The following is an 18,575-nucleotide window of genomic DNA, read 5'->3' as shown; positions in this document are numbered from 1 at the left end:
GAAAACCTTTTTCTTGTTTTAACCAATCATTTAAAACTGACTATTAATCTTTCAACACATCTTGCGCAGCCGCTTGAATCTTAGCCGCCGCTGCTTCGATTTGCTGCTGTTCGGTAGATGGGTTTGCCACTGTTTCAACCGGGGCTGCTTGAGAAGCAGGCGCGGCTTGTGGAGCTGCGGCTTTAGGCTCAGATTCAGTTTGCGGCGCAGTCAGCGGCAAACGCGCCAATACAGTGCTGACGCCGGTAACTTTATCGCCAATCGCCACTTGCGCCTGCGCATCGACAGGCAGATACATATCCACGCGCGAACCAAAGCGGATAAAGCCATAGCGTTCGCCACGGGACAGTTTCGCACCGGCTTGGGTGTAGCACAAAATACGGCGCGCCACCAAACCGGCCACTTGAACAAAAGTAATTTCACGACCAGAAGCCGTAATCGCCAAAACCGCATTACGTTCATTTTCCATGCTGGCCTTATCCAAATCCGCATTCACGAATTTGCCTTTGTTATAGACCACTTTCGTTACCGTACAATCAGCAGGCGATTTTTGCGAATGCACGTTGAACACGTTCATAAAAATACTGATTTTCAAAGCATCGACATCACGATACGGATCGCGTGCACGCTCAACCACCACGATACGGCCGTCAACCGGGCTCAACACCGCTTCAGGATTTTGCGGAATCTCACGCGCAGGGTCACGGAAAAACTGCAAAGCAAATACAGTAAACACCCAAAACGGCAAAGACCACCAGCCGCAGCACATCGACACCAGCAGGCTCAAAGCCAAACCGCCGCCGATAATCGGCCAGCCCTCACGGGCGATAATCGGGGGGGGATACAAACGGTTCATCACTTATCCTTCATTTAATAATTTCAAAATTGCCGCCATTATATCTGAAACTCCAAACATTGAGGCCGTCTGAAATGTTCAGACGGCCGGTGTCTTTTGTAAAAAATACTCAACATAGATAAAGTTTCAGTTTCGGCAACACAATGACGCAGCGTCCTCAACAAGCGGCTCACACGAGACAACAACTCGGCGCAAATATCATTTTGACCAAACCTCTTCCCTCGATTATCTCGACAAGCCCAGTATGACCGCCAATACCAGCCAAATCCAATGCCGACGGCGCGATGTAGAGAACAAAGAGCGTTGAGACAGCAAACGCGTTTGGCTCAACTGATACGCCACATCTGCGAGCTTAATCAACTGATTGCCCTGTCGTGTTTTGCTTTCTTCCACTTTACGCAGTTTCAAATTTTCCGCTTCAATCCGCAGCCGCACCAGCTTAGCCTCTAAAAGCAGCAGCTCACGCTCTTCTTCATACTCCTGTTGCTTCATCGTCCGCATCCTTATCTATCTCACCCTCACCGCGCAAATACGCAATATCCGATCGAATATCCTGCAAGGTTTCAGCCACACGACTGCCCTGCTCCCGATAGTCCGCCGATACTTTGCGGAACAATACGGCAATAATCAGCAGGCTTACAAAGAAAATGCCGAAAAATACCCACAAAGCGGCCACATCCGACAGCATGCGGTTCAAGCCAAACAGCAAACCGACCAAGCCCACCATCAACAGCGCGCCGGACAACACCAGCCATATCGCTAAACGGAACACATTCTCAGCCTGACGTGTCAAATCCAAGCTCAATACCTGCAAACGCAGCAACAGCAAATCCGCGCCCTGATTCAACAAAGCCTTGCCATGTTCAAAACGTTGGCGAATCCCCATCTCGATTATCCTTTTTCTCAGGAAACATAAGGCTAAGGCCGTCTGCACGGCGCAATGAAATCCAAGATTTCATGTGTACGCCTGTTCAGACGGCCTTAACATATTCACATTAACGGCGGTTCAACAACACACCGACAACCAAACCGGCCAATGCGGCAAAACCCATCGCATAGTATGGTTTTTCATGCACCACTTCATCAGCGTGTTTGGCACCGCGTTTCAAACGCTCGCCCGCATCAGCTTCAAATTCGGCAAAACGCTCTTTGCCTTCTTTAAGACGCTCCTGGGCCGCTTCTTCAAACTGCTCGTATTTCTCACGCGCACGCTCGGCATGATGGCGCAAACGTTCGCCGGCCTCTTCTTCAAAACGGCTCAAACGCTCTTTGGCCGCGGCCAATTTCTCTTCCAATTTGGCCCGGGCTTTGCCGCCCTCTTCCGAACCGGCTTCCACACCGTCGCGGTACAACTCTTCCACATCATCCATCACTTCTCGGATGTCTTTCAGCAAAGCCTCGCGACGCGTTTCAAAATCGTGTTTTTTCATGTTTTTCTCCTTGAGATAGGTTGATATGGCTACAGACTGTTTATCTGTTAATCAATTATAAACATTTATCTCCGGTTATCACATTAATTCCAATCAAATTAAGTATCAAATATGTAAAAACAACCCGATGAAATTTAAAAAAGGCCGTCTGAAAACTTCAGACGGCCTTTTCATTTCAGCTTAAAGACTTAAGTCTTATGCCAAACCTTTTGCTTTCAACACTTCCAGCATAGTAGTGCCCAACTCGGCAGGGCTGCGGGTGTAGGCGATACCGGCTTTTTCGAAAGCGGCAAATTTTTCTTCGGCAGTACCTTTACCGCCGGAGATAATCGCACCGGCGTGGCCCATGCGTTTGCCTTTAGGCGCGGTAACACCTGCGATGTAGCCGACAACGGGTTTGGTTACGTTGGATTGGATGTATTCGGCTGCTTCTTCTTCCGCAGTACCGCCGATTTCACCGATCATGATGATGGCGTCGGTATCTGGGTCTTCTTGGAAGAGTTTCAGTGCGTCGATTTGGTTCATGCCAGGAATCGGGTCGCCGCCGATACCGATACAGGTTGATTGACCCAAGCCCAGTTTGGTGGTTTGTGCCACGGCTTCGTAAGTCAATGTACCGGAACGGGAAATGATGCCGATGCGGCCCGGAGTGTGAATGTGGCCCGGCATAATACCGATTTTGCACTCACCCGGAGTAATCACGCCCGGGCAGTTTGGGCCGACCAAGCGGGTGCCGTTGCCGTTGGTTTCCAAGTAACGTTTGGCTTTGAGCATGTCCAAAGTAGGCACGCCTTCGGTAATCACAACGACCAAGCCTACGCCTGAATCAACGGCTTCAACGATAGAATCCAAAACAAACGGAGCTGGAACGTAAATTACAGATGCGTCAGCGCCGGTTTCTTTAACGGCTTCTTTCATGGTGTTGAATACAGGCAGGTTCAGGTGGGTTTGACCGCCTTTGCCCGGGGTAACGCCGCCGACAACTTTAGTGCCGTAAGCCAGAGCTTGTTCGGAGTGGAAAGTACCGTTTTTACCGGTGAAACCTTGAACCAATACTTTGGTGTCTTTATTAATCAATACGCTCATTCTTTTCTCCTTAGGCGTTTACGGCTGCAACAATTTTTTCGGCTGCGTCATTCAGGCCGTCTGCAGAAGTCAGTTTCAGACCTGATTCATTCAGGATTTTCGCGCCGAGTTCGGCGTTGTTACCTTCCAAACGAACAACGACAGGAACGTTGACGTTGATTTCTTTAACGGCTGCCACGATGGCTTCCGCAATCATGTCGCAACGTACGATACCACCGAAGATGTTGATCAATACGCCTTTAACGGATTTGTCTTCCAAAATCAGTTTGAACGCTTCAACCACGCGGTCTTTGGTTGCGCCGCCACCAACGTCTAAGAAGTTGGCAGGTTGGCCACCTTTCAGTTTGATGATGTCCATAGTGGCCATCGCCAAACCGGCACCATTAACCATACAACCGATGTTGCCTTCCAGGGCAACATAGTTCAGGTCAAATTCAGAAGCTTTCAGCTCACGTTCGTTTTCTTGAGATTTGTCGCGCAATTCAGCGATTTTTGGCAGGCGGTAGAGCGCGTTGCTGTCGATACCGATTTTGCCGTCCACGCAGGCCAGTGCGCCGTTTTCGCGAACTGCCAGTGGGTTTACTTCAAACAGGGCGAAGTCGTTTTCGATAAACGCTTTGTACGCGCCGGTCATCAGTTTGACGAACTCGTTGATTTGTTTGTCTTTCAAGCCCAGTTGGAAGGCAACTTCGCGAGCTTGGCAAGGTTGCAGGCCGACCAGCGGATCAACGGTTACTTTGAAAATTTTTTCAGGAGTTTCGGCAGCAACTTTTTCAATTTCCACGCCGCCTTCGGTAGAAGCCATGAATGTAACGCGGCGGGTAGAACGGTCAACCACTGCGCCCAAGTACAGCTCGGTTTGAACAGGATACATGTCTTCGCAAACCAAAACGCTGTTGACAGGTTGTCCGTTGGCATCGGTTTGGTAAGTTACCAAGTTGGTGCCAATCAGGCTTTCAGCCACTTCTTTAGCTTCTTCGCGGCTTTTAACGACTTTTACGCCGCCCGCTTTACCGCGGCCGCCGGCGTGTACTTGTGCTTTGACAACAGCGAATTTGCCGCCCAATTTGTCGTAAGCTACAGCGGCTTCTTCGCCGTTATGTGCCAAAATACCGCCTTGTACGGGCAAACCGTAGCTAGCCAGCAGTTCTTTAGCCTGATACTCGTGTAAATTCATGGATTTCTCCTTAAGGTGAGTGGGTTTTAGGAATCGCCCTGCGGCCAATCCCATATTTTCAGACGGCCCTACTATTTACTGAAGGGCAACCACATCCGTGCCAGCAGATACATGGTTGCACCGCCTCCCCCGAGAATAAAAAAGACGATGCCTTTTTTACGCGAATTCGGGCAGAGCAGATAAACAGCAAGGCTGAAACTGATAAACAACAATGCCACGCGCCAAACCAATTCTTTATCTTTGAAACGGTTGAGCGTATAAGTTTCGGTCATCATCACATACATCTGCCACAATGCGGCCATACACATGCTGATGATGCCCATCGGTATAAAGAAAATACCGACTATTTCTTTGTTCATAATGAATGTAAATGCTGTGTGTTTGTCTGACGGAATTATAAATCAGAAAACGGAGCTCTCGAAACATTCAATTTGTCGGAGGCCTTAAGGCCGTCTGAAAAGTTTCAGACGGCCTTAATGTCTATCAACCGTGCAAAGCGCGTTTGTCAGCCGCCAATGCAGCTTCGTGAACCACTTCGGACAAGGTTGGGTGGGCATGGATAATGCGGGCGATGTCTTCGCTGCTGGCGAAGAATTCGAGCGCAGTCACGCCTTCGGTAACCAATTCGCTGACAACCGGGCCGATCATGTGTACGCCCAAGATACGGTCGGTTTTGGCATCTGCCAACACTTTAACCGTACCTTTGGCTTTGCCCATTGCCAATGCGCGACCGTTTGCACCGAAACCTGAAGTACCTTTTTTGTACTCCACGCCTTCGGCTTTGAGCTGCTCTTCGGTTTTACCCACCCAAGCGATTTCAGGATCGGTGTAAATCACGAATGGTACGTTGTTGAAGTCGATATGCGGTTTTTGACCGGCAATGCGCTCAGCAACGGCAACGCCTTCGTCGCTGGCTTTGTGTGCCAACATCGGGCCGCGGACCACGTCGCCGATTGCCCATACGTTAGGCAGGTTGGTACGGCATTCGCCATCTACTTTGATAAAGCCGCGCTCGTCTTTTTCCAAGCCTACGGCTTCCGCGTTCAGGCCTTTGGTGTTTGGAATACGGCCGATGGCAACGATCAGTTTGTCGAATACTTCAGTTTTGGCTTCGCCGGCAGCAGTTTCGTAAGCAACGGAAACGCCTTTGCCTTCGGATTTGATGTCGCCGATTTTCACGCCCAATTCGATGCTCAAACCTTGCTCTTTAGTAAAGTATTTGAAGGCTTCTTTGGCGATTTGTTGGTCTGCGGCAGCCAGGAAGGTCGGCGCGGCTTCAAGAATGGTAACTTCTGCACCCACGCGGTTCCATACGGAACCCATTTCCAAACCAATCACGCCGGAACCGATCACGCCGAGTTTGGCAGGTACTTCAGTCAGGTTCAATGCACCTTCGTTGTCCAATACATTCACGTTGTCGATAGCGACTTGTGGCAGCGGACGCGGTACGGAACCGGTGGCTACGATGACGTGTTTGGCTTCGATAACGGTTTTCTCGCCTTTGTTATCGACTTCGATTTGGTAAGCATCGCCATTTTTACCGGCAAAGGAAGCAGTACCGAACAGGCTGGTTACTTTGTTTTTTTGGAACAGGAATTTCACGCCGCCGGTCAGTTTGGTTACGATGGCATCTTTGCGCTCAATCATTTTGGCCGCGTCGAATTTTACGTCGCCGACAGTGATACCGTGTTCGGCAAACTCGTGTTGCGCAGCGTGGAAATGTTCGCTGGATTGCAACAGGGCTTTAGAAGGGATACAACCTACGTTCAAGCAAGTACCGCCCAATGCAGGGGCATTGCCTGCTTTGTTAACGCCTGCGTCAACGCAAGCGGTTTTGAAACCGAGTTGCGCGGCACGGATGGCGGCAACGTATCCGCCCGGGCCTGCACCAATCACTACTACATCATATTGAGACATCGTGTCATCCTTTGCTTTTGCAGTATCTCAAAATAAAAACGATACTTTTTGTTTCTTTTTTATTTTGAATGACTGCGTTTTGATGGTTTTAAGAAAAGGCCGTCTGAAAGTCCATATCTGCCGATTCATTCGAATCAAATGTTTCAGACGGCCTCAATCGTTCGTTGAGCCTATTGTAGCACGATACTACATTACGCTACATCTAAATAAAAATTCAGACGGCCTTTTCATTAACAAATAAAAGGCCGTCTGAAACGATTACAGATCCAACAACAGGCGAGCTGGGTCTTCCAACGCGTCTTTAATGGCTACCAAGGTCAATACAGCTTCACGGCCGTCAATAATACGGTGGTCGTAAGACAGAGCCAGATACATCATTGGACGGACAACAACTTGGCCGTTTTCAACCACGGCACGTTCTTTAGTGGCGTGCATACCCAAAATCGCAGATTGAGGCGGGTTGATGATCGGGGTAGACATCATACACCCGAAAGTACCGCCGTTGGTAATACTGAATGTACCGCCGGTCAGATCTTCGATAGCGATTTTGCCGTCTTTAGCTTTTTTCGCGTAATCAACAATTGCTTGTTCGATGTCGGCAATGCTCATTTGGTCGGCATCGCGCAGGATTGGTACAACCAAACCGCGTGGGCTGCCAATTGCGATACCGATGTCGAAGTAGCCGTGGTAAACGATGTCTTTGCCGTCAACAGAAGCATTCACAACCGGATATTTTTTCAGGGCGGCAACAGCGGCTTTAACGAAGAAGGACATAAAGCCCAATTTCACGCCGTGTTCTTTCTCGAATTTTTCTTTGTACTTCGCACGCAAGTCCATGATTGGTTTCATGTTGACTTCGTTGAATGTAGTCAGAATGGCGTTTTCTTGTTGAGAAGCCAAGAGGCGTTCTGCAACACGGGCACGCAGACGGCTCATTGGTACGCGTTCTTCAGGACGTGCGCCGGCAGGAAGTGCAACGGCAGGGGCTGCGGCTGCTGCAGGTTTGGCAGCGGCATTTTGTACGTCTTCTTTCAATACGCGACCGTCACGGCCAGAACCTTGCAATGCGTTCACGTCAACACCGGTCTCGGCAGCCAGTTTGGCGGCGGCAGGCATAGCGGCGTTGTTTTGTGCAGCAGCAGGAGCAGCGGCTGGGGCAGCTTCGGCAGGCGCGGCGGCTGGTGCTTCAGCAGCGGCAGTAGCAGCTGTATCGATGCGTGCCAAAACTTGGTCGGCAACAACGGTTTCACCGTCTTGCGCTACGATTTCAACCAATACGCCGGCTTGTGGAGAAGGTACTTCCAAAACCACTTTGTCAGTTTCGATATCGATCAGGATTTCGTCACGGGCAACTGCTTCGCCAACTTTTTTCTTCCATTCCAAGAGCGTGCCTTCAGATACGCTTTCAGACAGCATAGGTACTTTTACATCAATAATCATTTTGTGTCTCCAATGGCCCTTTCAGACGGCCTGTTGTGTGTTTTTAATTCTGCATATGGGCATTCCGCCTGAGCAGCCTCAGACGGAATGCTACTTGGTTTACAACGCCAAAGCGTCTTCAACCAATTGTTTCAATTGAGCAATATGTTTGCTTGAGTAGCCCACTGCAGGCGATGCACTGCTTGGACGACCGGCATAAGACAGTTTTTGCTCTTCGCTGATAACGTCTTCGATGCGGTGGCGGATTTGGTAGAACGCGCCTTGGTTTTTCGGCTCTTCTTGCGCCCAAACCACAGATTTTGCATTCGGATATTTCGCCAGTTCAGCTTTAACCTCTTCATATGGGAACGGATACAGCTGCTCAACGCGGACGATAGCAACATCATCTTCCAGTTTACGCTCGGTACGGCCTGCTTCCAAGTCATAGTAAACCTGACCGGCACACAATACCACGCGTTTCACGCTGTCGTTGCTTGCGCGTTCGGCGGTATCACCGATAACCGGACGGAAAGTCGAACCTTCGGTGAAGTTTTCCAGCGGGCTCATTGCACCTTTGAAGCGCAACAGGCGTTTGGACATGAAAATCACCAGCGGTTTGCGGTATGAACCCAAGACTTGACGTTGCAAGAGGTGGAACATTTGCGATGCTTCAGACGGCATGATGACTTGCATATTGTTCTCTGAACACAGTTGCAACCAACGTTCTACGCGTGCAGAAGAGTGCTCAGGGCCTTGACCGTCGTAACCGTGCGGCAGGATGGTGGTCAGACCGCACAAACGACCCCATTTGGTTTCGCCTGAAGACAGGAATTGGTCAATAGTCACTTGCGCGCCGTTGGCGAAGTCACCGAATTGAGCTTCCCAAATGGTCAGCTTGTCAGGAGCGGAGCAGGCAAAGCCGTACTCGAACGCCATCACGGCTTCTTCGTTCAAGATAGAGTCGATAACCAGGAACTCGCCCAAGCCTTCGCCCATGTTGCGCAGAGGAACATAAGTACCGTCGTCCCATTTTTCGCGTTTTTGATCGTGCAATACTGCATGACGGTGTGAGAATGTACCGCGGCCGGAGTCCTCACCGGAGATACGCACGCCATGACCTTTGGTCAGCAGGCTTGCGTATGCGAGGGTTTCGGCCATACCCCAGTCGATGGCTTGTTTGCCGGATGCCATGGCTTTACGCGCTTCGATCACACGTTTTGCAGTCGGATGCAGGGCAAAGCCTTCCGGTACAGCGGTGAATTTCTCAGTAAGACGCTCAATGTCGGCGGCAGGCAAACCGGTTTCGATTTTTTCGCGCCAATCTTTACCTTGGTATTTGCTCCAGTCGATTTGTGTGCGTTGGAAGTTGCTCAAAGTTGTTTGTTCAACATGTTCGCCTTTGTCCAAAGCATCACGGTAAGCTTGGATGTAGCCGTCAGCCTCAGCTTGAGTTACCACGCCTTCGGCAATCAGTTGCTCGGTGTACAAAGCACGCGCACCTGGGTGTTGCGATACTTTTTTGTACATCATCGGTTGGGTCAGGGTCGGATCATCGCCCTCGTTGTGACCCCATTTACGGTAGCAGACAACGTCGACCACAATATCTTTATGGAATTTTTTGCGGTAATCCAAGGCAGCTTGGATGGCAAAGCAAACGCGTTCAGGATCATCGCCGTTCACATGGATAACCGGAGCGGAAACCATTTTCGCGATATCGGTACAGTGTACGGTAGAACGGGTATCGCGGGTATCGGAAGTCGTAAAGCCGATTTGGTTGTTGATCACGATGTGAACAGTACCGCCGGTGGTATAACCGCGTGTTTTAGACAGGTTGAATGTTGCTTGGTTAACACCCAAACCGATAAATGCGGAGTCACCGTGAATCAATACTGGCAAGACTTTATCGCGGCCGTTTTCGCCCAAACGTTTTTGTTTGGCGCGTGCAGAACCTTCCACTACCGGGTTAACGATTTCCAAGTGTGACGGGTTGAATGCCAAAGAAACGTGCATCGGGCCGTGTGGCGTAGCAATGTCGGAGCTGAAGCCCATGTGGTATTTCACGTCGCCGCTAGGCAATTTGATTTCGGCACGGCCTTCAAATTCAGCAAACAGATCAGCCGGTTTTTTACCCAAAATGTTAACCAAAACATTCAGACGGCCACGGTGTGCCATACCGATGATGACTTCTTCCACGCCGTCTTTACCAGCGTTTTGAATCAGGTAATTCAAACCGGCAATCGCGCTTTCACCGCCTTCTACACCAAAGCGTTTTTGACCGACATATTTGGTATGCAGGTAGCGTTCCAGAGTTTCGGCAGCAGTCATTTCTTTCAAGATACGGCGTTTTTGTTCAACGTTGTAGCTTGGCGTAGACAGTACGCTTTCAAAATAATTGCGAACCCAGCGGCGCTCTTCGGTATTTGGGATGTAGATATACTCTACCGCAATATGGCCGCAGTAGGTTTGTTTGAGGTTGCTGATGATTTGGGACAGAGGCAGTTTGCTCTGACCGGAAAAATCGCCCTCGCCCATATTGAACTGAAGCGCCATATCGGCATCTGACAGACCGTGGAATTTAGGATCGAGAGCTTCGATATTTTGAGGAGGAATACGTTTGAGCGGATCAAGTTGGGCTGCACCCACGCCTTGGATACGATAGGCAGAAATCAGTCGCAAAACGCTGACTTGCTTTTTCATCATTGCCTCATCCAAACCGCCTGCGACGGCTGCGGCAATTTTCTTTTTAGCCAAAGTGGCAAATGATTCACGAATCGGTGTATGGGCAACATCGACAGCGACTGCGCCCGGCTGTTTACTCAAATCGGTAAAGTACTGTTTCCACTTTTCATCGACAGATTCCGGATTATCCAGAAACTTTTCATACAACTCCTCGATGTATGGCGCATTAGAACCAAACAGATAAGAGAAATTGAGTTTTTCGTCCATCATGGCGTGAGCTCTTTTCTTTAAAATATAAACAAAGGGTAGAATCCCGTGTTCTCCGAACGGAATTCAGGCCGTCTGAAATGACACTTTATTCTACCCTATTTCAAATCAAATTACCTGCTATCAACTTAATTAATTACGACCAACCTCATTGAAAACGGCAATTCGATTTTTTCAAACGACTTTTCAACAATATATTAATGTATTGTCTATTAGCGTTTATCTACCGAAACGTAATCGCGACGTTCTGCACCGGTATAAAGTTGACGTGGGCGACCGATTTTCAGTGCCGGATCGCTAATCATTTCATGCCAATGAGAAATCCAACCTACACTGCGCGACAATGCGAAGATAACGGTAAACATTTCAGTTGGAATGCCCAATGCGGACAAGACGATGCCGGAGTAGAAATCGACGTTTGGATACAGCTTGCGTTCAACAAAGAATGGATCTTTCAGTGCAATTTGTTCCAATTCCATCGCCAGCTTGAATTTAGGACTGTCTTCCAAGCCCAATTCTTTCAAGACTTCATAACAGGTTTCGCGCATGATGTTGGCTCGTGGATCCATATTGCGGTATACGCGGTGACCGAAGCCCATCAGACGGTATTTGCGTTGTTTCACACCTTCCATGTATGCGGCAACATTAGATACATCGCCGATTTCGTCCAGCATCTTCAACACAGCTTCGTTTGCACCGCCGTGTGAAGCACCCCACAGACAGGCGATACCGGCAGCGATACAGGCAAATGGATTTGCACCAGAAGAGTCGGCCAAACGTACAGTCGAAGTAGAAGCGTTTTGCTCGTGGTCGGCATGCAAAATAAAGATGCGGTCGAGCGCGCGAGCCAATACTGGATTAGGTTTGTATTCTTCACATGGTGTCGCAAACATCATGTGCAAGAAGTTTTCAGCATAGGAAAGGTTATTTTTTGGATAATTGAACGGCAAACCGTTGGAATAACGGTAACACATTGCCGCAATGGTCGGAATTTTGGAGATTAAGCGGTAAATCGCGATTTTGCGGTGTTCAGGATTGGTAATATCCAAGCTGTCTTGATAGAAAGCAGACAAAGCGCCAACCACACCCACCATCATCGCCATCGGGTGCGCATCGCGACGGAAACCGCGGAAGAACCAAGTCAACTGTTCATGCACCATAGTATGGTGGCTGACTGTAGCATCAAATTCTTTTTTCTGTTCAGGGGTAGGCAGTTCGCCGTAAATCAACAGGTAGCAAACTTCCAAGTAATCGGATTTTTCGGCCAACTGCTCGATAGGATAACCACGGTAATACAACAGACCTTCATCGCCATCAATATAAGTGATTTTGGATTCGCAACTTGCAGTTGACACGAATCCGGGGTCGAAGGAAAACAGACCTGTATTTTTTGTCAAAGCACGAATATCAACCACATCATGGCCGATACTTGCTTCCAATACTGGCAGTTCCAAGGTCTCTTGATTTGGGGTGGTGAGCTTGACTGATTTAGACATTCTTAAACTCCTTTGTAAGTTGGGGCTTTCGTTGCCGCCCAAGCGGCACGGTCCTTTTTTTCAGACGGCCTCCGTATGGAAAGAGCTTGTTCGGATTGGCATCGCAAACAAGCTCTATAACACGTCATGCCTGTCTGATTTTTTCAAGCATGGGAATCAGGTGTTTCTTGTCCGTCGCCGAATGTCCGTTAATCAAGGCAAGCAACTCTTGGTCTTGAAATTCGAGGATTTCGGAAAATTCGGACAACTCCTGATCACTCAGGTGCTCGAATTCTTTTTCCATGAACCTGCCGAAGATTAAATCTAATTCCAATAATCCCCGGCGGGTTTGAAAACGGATTTTCCGTTTGGCAATATCGTCAAAAACCATCATTTCTTAAACGGCTCGTTTCAACATAATCTCTTTAATCTTACCGATGGCTCGGGTCGGATTCAAGTGTTTAGGACATACGTCTACGCAGTTCATAATGGTGTGGCAACGGAACAAACGGTATGGGTCGTTCAGATTATCCAAACGCTCGTTAGTAATGGTATCACGGCTATCCGCAATGAAACGGTAAGCATTCAGCAAACCAGACGGACCAACGAATTTATCAGGGTTCCACCAGAATGACGGGCAGGCAGTCGAGCAGCAAGCACACAAAATACATTCGTACAAACCGTCCAACTCTTTACGCTCTTCCTGAGTTTGCAGACGCTCTTTGTCCGCATCGATAGGGTTATCGTTGACAACGTAAGGTTTGATGGAGTGATATTGTTTGAAGAATTGGGTCATATCCACAATCAGGTCGCGGATAACAGGCAGACCTGGCAGAGGGCGGATTTTAACCGGCTGTTTCAAACCACGCAGATCGGTCAGACATGCCAAGCCGTTTTTGCCGTTGATGTTCATACCGTCAGAACCGCAAATACCTTCGCGGCAAGAACGGCGGAAAGACAATGTATCGTCTTGGGCTTTCAGACGCACCAAAGCGTCCAAAAGTTTAACGTCCGTTGGTTCCAATTCCAACTCGTAACGTTGCATATAAGGTTTGGCATCAACGTCCGGGTTATAACGGTAAATTTCAAAACTCATTTTTTCCATGAGAAGTGTTCCTTTTCTCATAAACTGCCCAATGATTTTGTATTATGAATTCAAGCAGTTCAATGTGGGTATGGTTAGGTTTCAGACGGCCTTTAAGATAAAGGCCGTCTGAAAACTCATCAATAAACGCGTTTGGCCGGTTTGATGTATTCCACGCTCAAAGGCTTGGTATGTACCGGTTTGTAAGACAAAGTATTGGTATCTGAATGATACAGGGTATGTTTCATCCAGTTTTCGTCATCGCGCTCAGGATGGTCGTCTGAAGCGTGTGCGCCACGCGATTCTTTACGCGCTTCGGCGGACACCAAAGTCGCTTTCGCTACTTCAATCAAATTATCCAATTCCAAAGCTTCGATACGCGCGGTATTCCACACTTTGCTCTTGTCTTTGATTTCAGTACGTTTCACGCGCTCGGCAATCTCCATGATTTCTCGAACGCCTTTGCTCAGAATCTCATCGGTACGGAACACACCGGCGTGCAGTTGTACGGAGCGTTGCAGTTCGCGACGCAATGCATCAACGTTTTCGCCGCCAGTTTGATTATCCAAACGCTCGATACGTTGGCGGGTCAATTCACCGGCATTAGCAGGCAGAGGTTTCCAGTCGCTTTGCTCTTTGATGAATTTAATCATGCTGTCGCCGGCAGCTTTACCGAATACCACCAAGTCCAACAGGGAGTTGGTACCCAAGCGGTTCGCACCGTGTACGGAAGCACATGCGCACTCACCTGCCGCATACAGACCTTTTACAGGCACTTCATAATCTTCACCTTGCGGAACAACAACTTCGCCATGGTAGTTAGTCGGAATACCGCCCATCATATAGTGGGTAGTCGGCACAACAGGAATCGGGTCTTTAATCGGGTCAATACCGGCAAACTGAATGGAAATCTCGCGGATGCCCGGCAGTTTTTCCATAATTTTTTCTGCACCGATATGGTCGATTTTCAGCAATACATGGTCTTTGTTTTTACCACAGCCGCGACCTTCGTAAATTTCCATCGCCATCGCACGGGAAACCACGTCACGGGAAGCCAAGTCTTTTACGGTTGGTGCGTAACGTTCCATAAAGCGTTCGCCGTCGGCATTCAACAGAATACCGCCCTCACCACGCACACCCTCAGTAATCAATACACCGGCACCGGCTACACCAGTCGGGTGGAATTGCCAGAATTCCATGTCTTCCAACGGAATACCTGCACGGGCACAAATACCCAAACCGTCACCGGTATTCATATAAGCATTGGTAGAAGAAGCATAAATACGACCGCCACCACCGGTAGCAAACATCACAGCTTTAGCGTGGAAAATATAAACTTCGCCGGTTTCCATTTCCATGGCGGTTACACCGACTACGTCGCCGTTTTCATCACGAATCAAATCTTGCGCTGTCCATTCCACAAAGAATTGTGTATTGGCACGGACGTTTTGTTGGTACAAAGTATGCAACATCGCATGACCGGTACGGTCAGCAACAGCACATGCACGTTCTACCGCGCGTTTACCGTGTTCTGCAGTATGACCACCGAAAGGACGTTGGTAGATTTTGCCACTTTCCACACGGTCAAAAGGCATACCCATGTGTTCCAACTCAATTACAGCTTCAGGCGCTGCGCGACACATAAACTCAATCGCATCTTGGTCGCCCAACCAGTCGGAACCTTTTACGGTATCGTACATATGCCAATCCCAACGGTCTTCCTGCACATTACCCAATGAAGCAGAAATACCACCTTGAGCCGCTACAGTATGAGAACGGGTTGGGAAGACTTTAGACAAAACAGCACAATTCAGGCCGGATTTAGACAATTGGAGGGCTGCGCGTAAACCTGCACCACCACCGCCAACAATCACGGCATCAAACTTGCGAACAGGAAAACCCATATTTACCCCCAAATTACTTTAACTGAATACACCAAGCAGCCTACCAACCAAACGATGGTGGCAACTTGTAAAAACAAACGCACGCCGAAAGGCTTAATGTAGTCCATCCACAAATCACGGATACCTACCCATGCATGCAGGAATACGGCCAAGAAGCTCACTTGGGTAAACACCTTCACCCAAGTTTGATCAAAAAATGCCTGCCATGCCGAATATTCTTTAGGCAACGTAAACAAAACAACCAAAAGAACCACGGTGTACACCAGCATGATGACCGCAGTTGCACGTTGCATTGCCCAATCGCGCAAACCGTAATGCGCACCTGTCAATTTACGTTCTACCATAACAAAGCTCCCAAAACGACGGTCAGAATCAAAGCAGAAGCAAATACAACTTTAGCAGTAGTACGGGCAGTATTTAATTCCAGGCCTTTATGCACATCCAAAAACAGAAAGCGGATACCGGCAAAAAAGTGGTGCAGATATGCCCACAACAGACCGATAAGGATCAGCTTCACAAACGGATTGGAAATAGCAGAACGATATGCTTCAAACGACGCTTCGCGATCCAGCGTTCCAGAGAAGAAATACAAGAGAACAGGCAGCATCACAAATAAGCCGACGCCGCTGATACGGTGAAGAATAGATACAATCCCCGGTATGGGCAATCGGATATTCGGAATTTCCAAAAATACCGGGCGTGATTTGGCGGACATGGTCAGTTCCTCTAGATTTATTATCAGCTCAAAACCTATAGCTCAGCACTACAATAAGCTACATAAACCATAATTTACCTGTTTTATCTCATTTTGAACAGTGCAATTTATGAATGCTCTAATGATTTTTACCAAAAGACTAATAAAATCAAACAATCATTCTTAGATTTTTTTTTTGCGTGGCTAGCCTTTTTTGTTACTTTCCTGCAATTAAGCCATCTCCCCATCAAAGCACTTACAATAACATCATTATGATTTGAGAATCGTATCTATTGCGAGATAAATTCTCACTCTTGATACCTAATCTTTACAAAGGCATAAGCCATTTTTAACTTATTACTATTGCATTATTACTACTACTCTTACATAGTTATACATTCAAAGACATTTCATCTATCCCTAGATGGACTAAAATACAGCACAACACCAACAATGTTTCCATACCTTATAAGGAAGCTGCATCATGACACACTCCCCTCATCAAAACACACCCGATCCGGAAGACTACATCCCCTCCTTCCGCCGTCGAAACTTGGACACATCCGGTTTTATGAAAAAACTCGGACGCTTTGCCGGCCGCCTGGGCAAACCTGTCGTCCGACAGCTTTATGTACTTTATTACCTTTGGGAATCCGAACACACGCCCAAACGGGCTAAAATGATTATTGTCGGCGCACTGGTTTATTTCCTCAGCCCTATCGACAGCATTCCCGACCTTCTGATTCCATTTGGCTTCAGCGATGACATTGCCGTCATTGCGCTGGTTTATTCTCAGATGAAAAACTATCTGACCGAAGATATTCAAGAAAAAGCCCGTCAAGCGGCTGACAAGTTGTTTGGTTCTTAATTGGATACAATTCGACTACACATATATAAATACAAAAAGAAGGCCGTCTGAATATTCAGACGGCCTTCTCAGTTTATGACTTTTTTATTTCAAAGGCTGCATACCCATAACTTCCATCAGGAAATTGGTAAACGCAGGATTGCTTGGCTTGGTATCCATGTTTTTCCAACGCTGTTGCCAACCGCGCAAAGCACCTTGGATGTACTGTTTGGATTGCTCGGTAGTAATTTCACCACGTTGGCTGTCAACGGCAGAACGCAGATAAACTTCGTACATACTGTCATCGACAGAGTTGCGTCCCACTTGTTGGATACGGAAGCGGTTCAAATATTGTGCAGCCTGAACTTTGGTCAGACTACCTTGGCTCACTTGGGTACTCAAGCGACGTGCTTCATCATGAATCTTGGAAACATCTGCCCAATGCGAAGGAGCCAAATGATAACCGGTAGCTGAAACTTGTGAATCAGCCTTAGGCTTTTTGACGTTGGTTGGTCGAACTGGCACTTCTTTCAAAGTCGGAACATAAATCGATTCACAACCGGCAAGTGCCGCTACAGCAAGGATAGGAAGAATGTATTTTTTCATAATGCGCATTATAAGCATGATTCGTTGAAGAAACCAACTTTTGAATAACGGTATTCAAAACAGATTAACTGAATTACAACAGATTTCATACGATATCTCAAGCCCATACGCAAAAAAGGCCGTCTGAAAACGGCCTTTTAACAACAATCCTATATTATGCCAAATCGGCAAACAGAGGCGTAGAAAGATAGCGTTCGCCATACGATGGCAACAAGACAACAATCAGCTTGCCTTCGTTTTCAGGTTTTTTGGCCAGTTGCAATGCGCTCCATACCGCGGCACCTGAAGAAATACCTACCAAAATGCCTTCTTTTTCAGCCATAGCGCGTGCAGTTTCAAACGCTGCTTCGTTAGGTACTTTGACAATGCTGTCGTAAACAGTCGTATTCAAAACGCTGGGGATAAAGCCTGCGCCCAAACCTTGAATCGGATGTGGGCCTTTTTCGCCACCACTCAATACCGGAGAAGCTTCAGGCTCGACAGCCACGATTTGAACTTCGGGTTTGTATTTTTTCAACACTTCGCCCACGCCGGTAATCGTGCCGCCAGTACCCACACCGGCCACGAAAATATCTACTTTACCGTCTGTATCGCGCCAAATCTCTTCGGCAGTGGTTTTGCGGTGAACTTCAGGATTGGCCTCGTTATCAAATTGGCGCGGCATGAAATAAGTGCCCGGATGTTCGTCCACTAAAGATTGGGCTTTGGCAATAGCGCCTGCCATGCCTTCGGCAGCAGGAGTCAAAATCAATTCTGCACCAAACGCACGCAGCAGCATTTTGCGTTCTTTACTCATGCTTTCAGGCATGGTGATGGCCAATTTATAACCGCGGGCCGCGCACACCATGGCCAAACCGATACCGGTATTGCCACTGGTTGCCTCGACGATAACGGTATCTTTATTGATTTTACCGGCTTGCTCGGCCGCTTCAATCATGGCTTCGGCAATACGGTCTTTCACGCTGCTGCCTGGATTAAAGAATTCAAGTTTAACGGCGATTTGCGCTTTTAAACCTTCGGTCAGGCGGTTCAGTTTCACCAGAGGTGTGTTGCCGATCAGCTCGGTAATATTATTTGCAATTTTCATTTCCTGCTCCTGATTTAGATGTAATACAGCCTGCATATTAAACTCAG

The 18,575-nt window shown here is 48.1% G+C and carries 19 protein-coding genes; 1 reads left to right on the top strand and 18 read right to left on the bottom strand.

Features of this window, described 5'->3' with window-relative positions:
• Positions 1-43: 43 nt before the first annotated feature.
• From HMPREF3139_RS06725 to sdhC, 16 genes are all read right to left on the bottom strand, one after another.
• On the bottom strand, positions 44-856 hold the full coding sequence (locus HMPREF3139_RS06725; RefSeq protein ID WP_070461329.1) for a phosphatidylserine decarboxylase: 813 nt from the start codon (positions 854-856) through the stop codon (positions 44-46).
• A gap of 225 nt (positions 857-1,081) precedes the next feature.
• Entirely contained in the window at positions 1,082-1,348 is a 267-nt protein-coding gene (locus HMPREF3139_RS06720; protein ID WP_049330958.1) for a hypothetical protein, read from the bottom strand.
• Positions 1,329-1,742, bottom strand: a complete 414-nt coding sequence (locus tag HMPREF3139_RS06715; protein WP_070461328.1) for a phage holin family protein — start codon at positions 1,740-1,742, stop codon at positions 1,329-1,331. The genes HMPREF3139_RS06720 and HMPREF3139_RS06715 overlap by 20 nt, the downstream gene beginning before the upstream one ends.
• A gap of 109 nt (positions 1,743-1,851) precedes the next feature.
• Positions 1,852-2,286 (bottom strand): DUF883 family protein, encoded by a 435-nt coding sequence (locus tag HMPREF3139_RS06710; RefSeq protein WP_070461327.1) that lies wholly within the window; start codon positions 2,284-2,286, stop codon positions 1,852-1,854.
• A 195-nt stretch (positions 2,287-2,481) separates the two neighbouring features.
• On the bottom strand, positions 2,482-3,372 hold the full coding sequence (sucD, locus tag HMPREF3139_RS06705) for a succinate--CoA ligase subunit alpha (protein WP_002221113.1): 891 nt from the start codon (positions 3,370-3,372) through the stop codon (positions 2,482-2,484).
• A 10-nt stretch (positions 3,373-3,382) separates the two neighbouring features.
• Positions 3,383-4,603 carry an ADP-forming succinate--CoA ligase subunit beta gene (gene sucC / locus HMPREF3139_RS06700; RefSeq protein ID WP_349267093.1) on the bottom strand — a complete coding sequence of 407 codons (1,221 nt, stop codon included), beginning with the start codon at positions 4,601-4,603 and terminating at the stop codon, positions 3,383-3,385.
• A gap of 17 nt (positions 4,604-4,620) precedes the next feature.
• Complete coding sequence (locus HMPREF3139_RS06695) at positions 4,621-4,908, bottom strand: hypothetical protein (protein ID WP_004519272.1); 288 nt, start codon at positions 4,906-4,908, stop codon at positions 4,621-4,623.
• Positions 4,909-5,032: 124 nt separating this feature from the next.
• Complete coding sequence (gene lpdA / locus HMPREF3139_RS06690) at positions 5,033-6,466, bottom strand: dihydrolipoyl dehydrogenase (protein ID WP_002225317.1); 1,434 nt, start codon at positions 6,464-6,466, stop codon at positions 5,033-5,035.
• Between the two features lie 258 nt (positions 6,467-6,724).
• Complete coding sequence (gene odhB / locus HMPREF3139_RS06685; RefSeq protein ID WP_070461325.1) at positions 6,725-7,906, bottom strand: 2-oxoglutarate dehydrogenase complex dihydrolipoyllysine-residue succinyltransferase; 1,182 nt, start codon at positions 7,904-7,906, stop codon at positions 6,725-6,727.
• A gap of 99 nt (positions 7,907-8,005) precedes the next feature.
• Complete coding sequence (locus HMPREF3139_RS06680) at positions 8,006-10,834, bottom strand: 2-oxoglutarate dehydrogenase E1 component (RefSeq protein WP_070461324.1); 2,829 nt, start codon at positions 10,832-10,834, stop codon at positions 8,006-8,008.
• Positions 10,835-11,043: 209 nt separating this feature from the next.
• Entirely contained in the window at positions 11,044-12,327 is a 1,284-nt protein-coding gene (gene gltA, locus HMPREF3139_RS06675) for a citrate synthase (RefSeq protein ID WP_070461323.1), read from the bottom strand.
• Between the two features lie 124 nt (positions 12,328-12,451).
• Positions 12,452-12,700, bottom strand: coding sequence for an FAD assembly factor SdhE (locus tag HMPREF3139_RS06670; protein WP_003678830.1), 249 nt, complete (start codon positions 12,698-12,700; stop codon positions 12,452-12,454).
• 3 nt (positions 12,701-12,703) lie between these two features.
• The gene (locus tag HMPREF3139_RS06665) at positions 12,704-13,411 is read right to left on the bottom strand and encodes a succinate dehydrogenase iron-sulfur subunit (protein ID WP_002241462.1); all 708 of its coding nucleotides are present in this window, start codon (positions 13,409-13,411) and stop codon (positions 12,704-12,706) included.
• 119 nt (positions 13,412-13,530) lie between these two features.
• Positions 13,531-15,294, bottom strand: coding sequence for a succinate dehydrogenase flavoprotein subunit (sdhA, locus tag HMPREF3139_RS06660; protein WP_070461322.1), 1,764 nt, complete (start codon positions 15,292-15,294; stop codon positions 13,531-13,533).
• 2 nt (positions 15,295-15,296) lie between these two features.
• Positions 15,297-15,638 (bottom strand): succinate dehydrogenase, hydrophobic membrane anchor protein, encoded by a 342-nt coding sequence (gene sdhD, locus HMPREF3139_RS06655; protein ID WP_004519264.1) that lies wholly within the window; start codon positions 15,636-15,638, stop codon positions 15,297-15,299.
• Positions 15,632-16,009 carry a succinate dehydrogenase, cytochrome b556 subunit gene (gene sdhC, locus HMPREF3139_RS06650; RefSeq protein WP_004519263.1) on the bottom strand — a complete coding sequence of 126 codons (378 nt, stop codon included), beginning with the start codon at positions 16,007-16,009 and terminating at the stop codon, positions 15,632-15,634. The genes sdhD and sdhC overlap by 7 nt, the downstream gene beginning before the upstream one ends.
• 463 nt (positions 16,010-16,472) lie before the next feature.
• On the opposite strand from sdhC, the gene HMPREF3139_RS06645 reads away from it, so the two are divergent.
• Positions 16,473-16,856, top strand: coding sequence for a YkvA family protein (locus HMPREF3139_RS06645; RefSeq protein ID WP_039861948.1), 384 nt, complete (start codon positions 16,473-16,475; stop codon positions 16,854-16,856).
• 84 nt (positions 16,857-16,940) lie between these two features.
• On the opposite strand, the gene HMPREF3139_RS06640 is transcribed toward HMPREF3139_RS06645, so the two are convergent.
• Together HMPREF3139_RS06640 and cysK are read right to left on the bottom strand one after the other, a co-directional pair.
• On the bottom strand, positions 16,941-17,450 hold the full coding sequence (locus tag HMPREF3139_RS06640) for a membrane lipoprotein lipid attachment site-containing protein (RefSeq protein ID WP_049344413.1): 510 nt from the start codon (positions 17,448-17,450) through the stop codon (positions 16,941-16,943).
• Between the two features lie 145 nt (positions 17,451-17,595).
• Positions 17,596-18,528 carry a cysteine synthase A gene (cysK, locus tag HMPREF3139_RS06635; protein ID WP_100066632.1) on the bottom strand — a complete coding sequence of 311 codons (933 nt, stop codon included), beginning with the start codon at positions 18,526-18,528 and terminating at the stop codon, positions 17,596-17,598.
• Positions 18,529-18,575 lie beyond the last annotated feature (47 nt).

Origin of the sequence: Neisseria sp. HMSC15G01, assembly GCF_001808255.1 — a bacterium.
In the GTDB taxonomy this organism is placed as follows: Bacteria; Pseudomonadota; Gammaproteobacteria; order Burkholderiales; family Neisseriaceae; genus Neisseria; species Neisseria subflava_A.
The sequence above is the reverse complement of the archived record's forward strand: the minus strand, read 5'-3'. Positions and strand labels throughout refer to the sequence as shown.

Coding starts and splice junctions, on each gene's coding strand:
- HMPREF3139_RS06640 (WP_049344413.1), bottom strand. CDS start 17,450: ATGCGCATTATGAAAAAATACATTCTTCCTATCCTTGCTGTAGCGGCA.
- HMPREF3139_RS06720 (WP_049330958.1), bottom strand. CDS start 1,348: ATGAAGCAACAGGAGTATGAAGAAGAGCGTGAGCTGCTGCTTTTAGAG.
- cysK (WP_100066632.1), bottom strand. CDS start 18,528: ATGAAAATTGCAAATAATATTACCGAGCTGATCGGCAACACACCTCTG.
- sucC (WP_349267093.1), bottom strand. CDS start 4,603: ATGGGATTGGCCGCAGGGCGATTCCTAAAACCCACTCACCTTAAGGAG.
- HMPREF3139_RS06645 (WP_039861948.1), top strand. CDS start 16,473: ATGACACACTCCCCTCATCAAAACACACCCGATCCGGAAGACTACATC.
- HMPREF3139_RS06725 (WP_070461329.1), bottom strand. CDS start 856: ATGAACCGTTTGTATCCCCCCCCGATTATCGCCCGTGAGGGCTGGCCG.
- HMPREF3139_RS06710 (WP_070461327.1), bottom strand. CDS start 2,286: ATGAAAAAACACGATTTTGAAACGCGTCGCGAGGCTTTGCTGAAAGAC.
- HMPREF3139_RS06665 (WP_002241462.1), bottom strand. CDS start 13,411: ATGGAAAAAATGAGTTTTGAAATTTACCGTTATAACCCGGACGTTGAT.
- sdhD (WP_004519264.1), bottom strand. CDS start 15,638: ATGGTAGAACGTAAATTGACAGGTGCGCATTACGGTTTGCGCGATTGG.
- lpdA (WP_002225317.1), bottom strand. CDS start 6,466: ATGTCTCAATATGATGTAGTAGTGATTGGTGCAGGCCCGGGCGGATAC.
- sdhA (WP_070461322.1), bottom strand. CDS start 15,294: ATGGGTTTTCCTGTTCGCAAGTTTGATGCCGTGATTGTTGGCGGTGGT.
- sucD (WP_002221113.1), bottom strand. CDS start 3,372: ATGAGCGTATTGATTAATAAAGACACCAAAGTATTGGTTCAAGGTTTC.
- sdhC (WP_004519263.1), bottom strand. CDS start 16,009: ATGTCCGCCAAATCACGCCCGGTATTTTTGGAAATTCCGAATATCCGA.
- HMPREF3139_RS06695 (WP_004519272.1), bottom strand. CDS start 4,908: ATGAACAAAGAAATAGTCGGTATTTTCTTTATACCGATGGGCATCATC.
- HMPREF3139_RS06670 (WP_003678830.1), bottom strand. CDS start 12,700: ATGATGGTTTTTGACGATATTGCCAAACGGAAAATCCGTTTTCAAACC.
- HMPREF3139_RS06715 (WP_070461328.1), bottom strand. CDS start 1,742: ATGGGGATTCGCCAACGTTTTGAACATGGCAAGGCTTTGTTGAATCAG.
- HMPREF3139_RS06680 (WP_070461324.1), bottom strand. CDS start 10,834: ATGATGGACGAAAAACTCAATTTCTCTTATCTGTTTGGTTCTAATGCG.
- odhB (WP_070461325.1), bottom strand. CDS start 7,906: ATGATTATTGATGTAAAAGTACCTATGCTGTCTGAAAGCGTATCTGAA.
- gltA (WP_070461323.1), bottom strand. CDS start 12,327: ATGTCTAAATCAGTCAAGCTCACCACCCCAAATCAAGAGACCTTGGAA.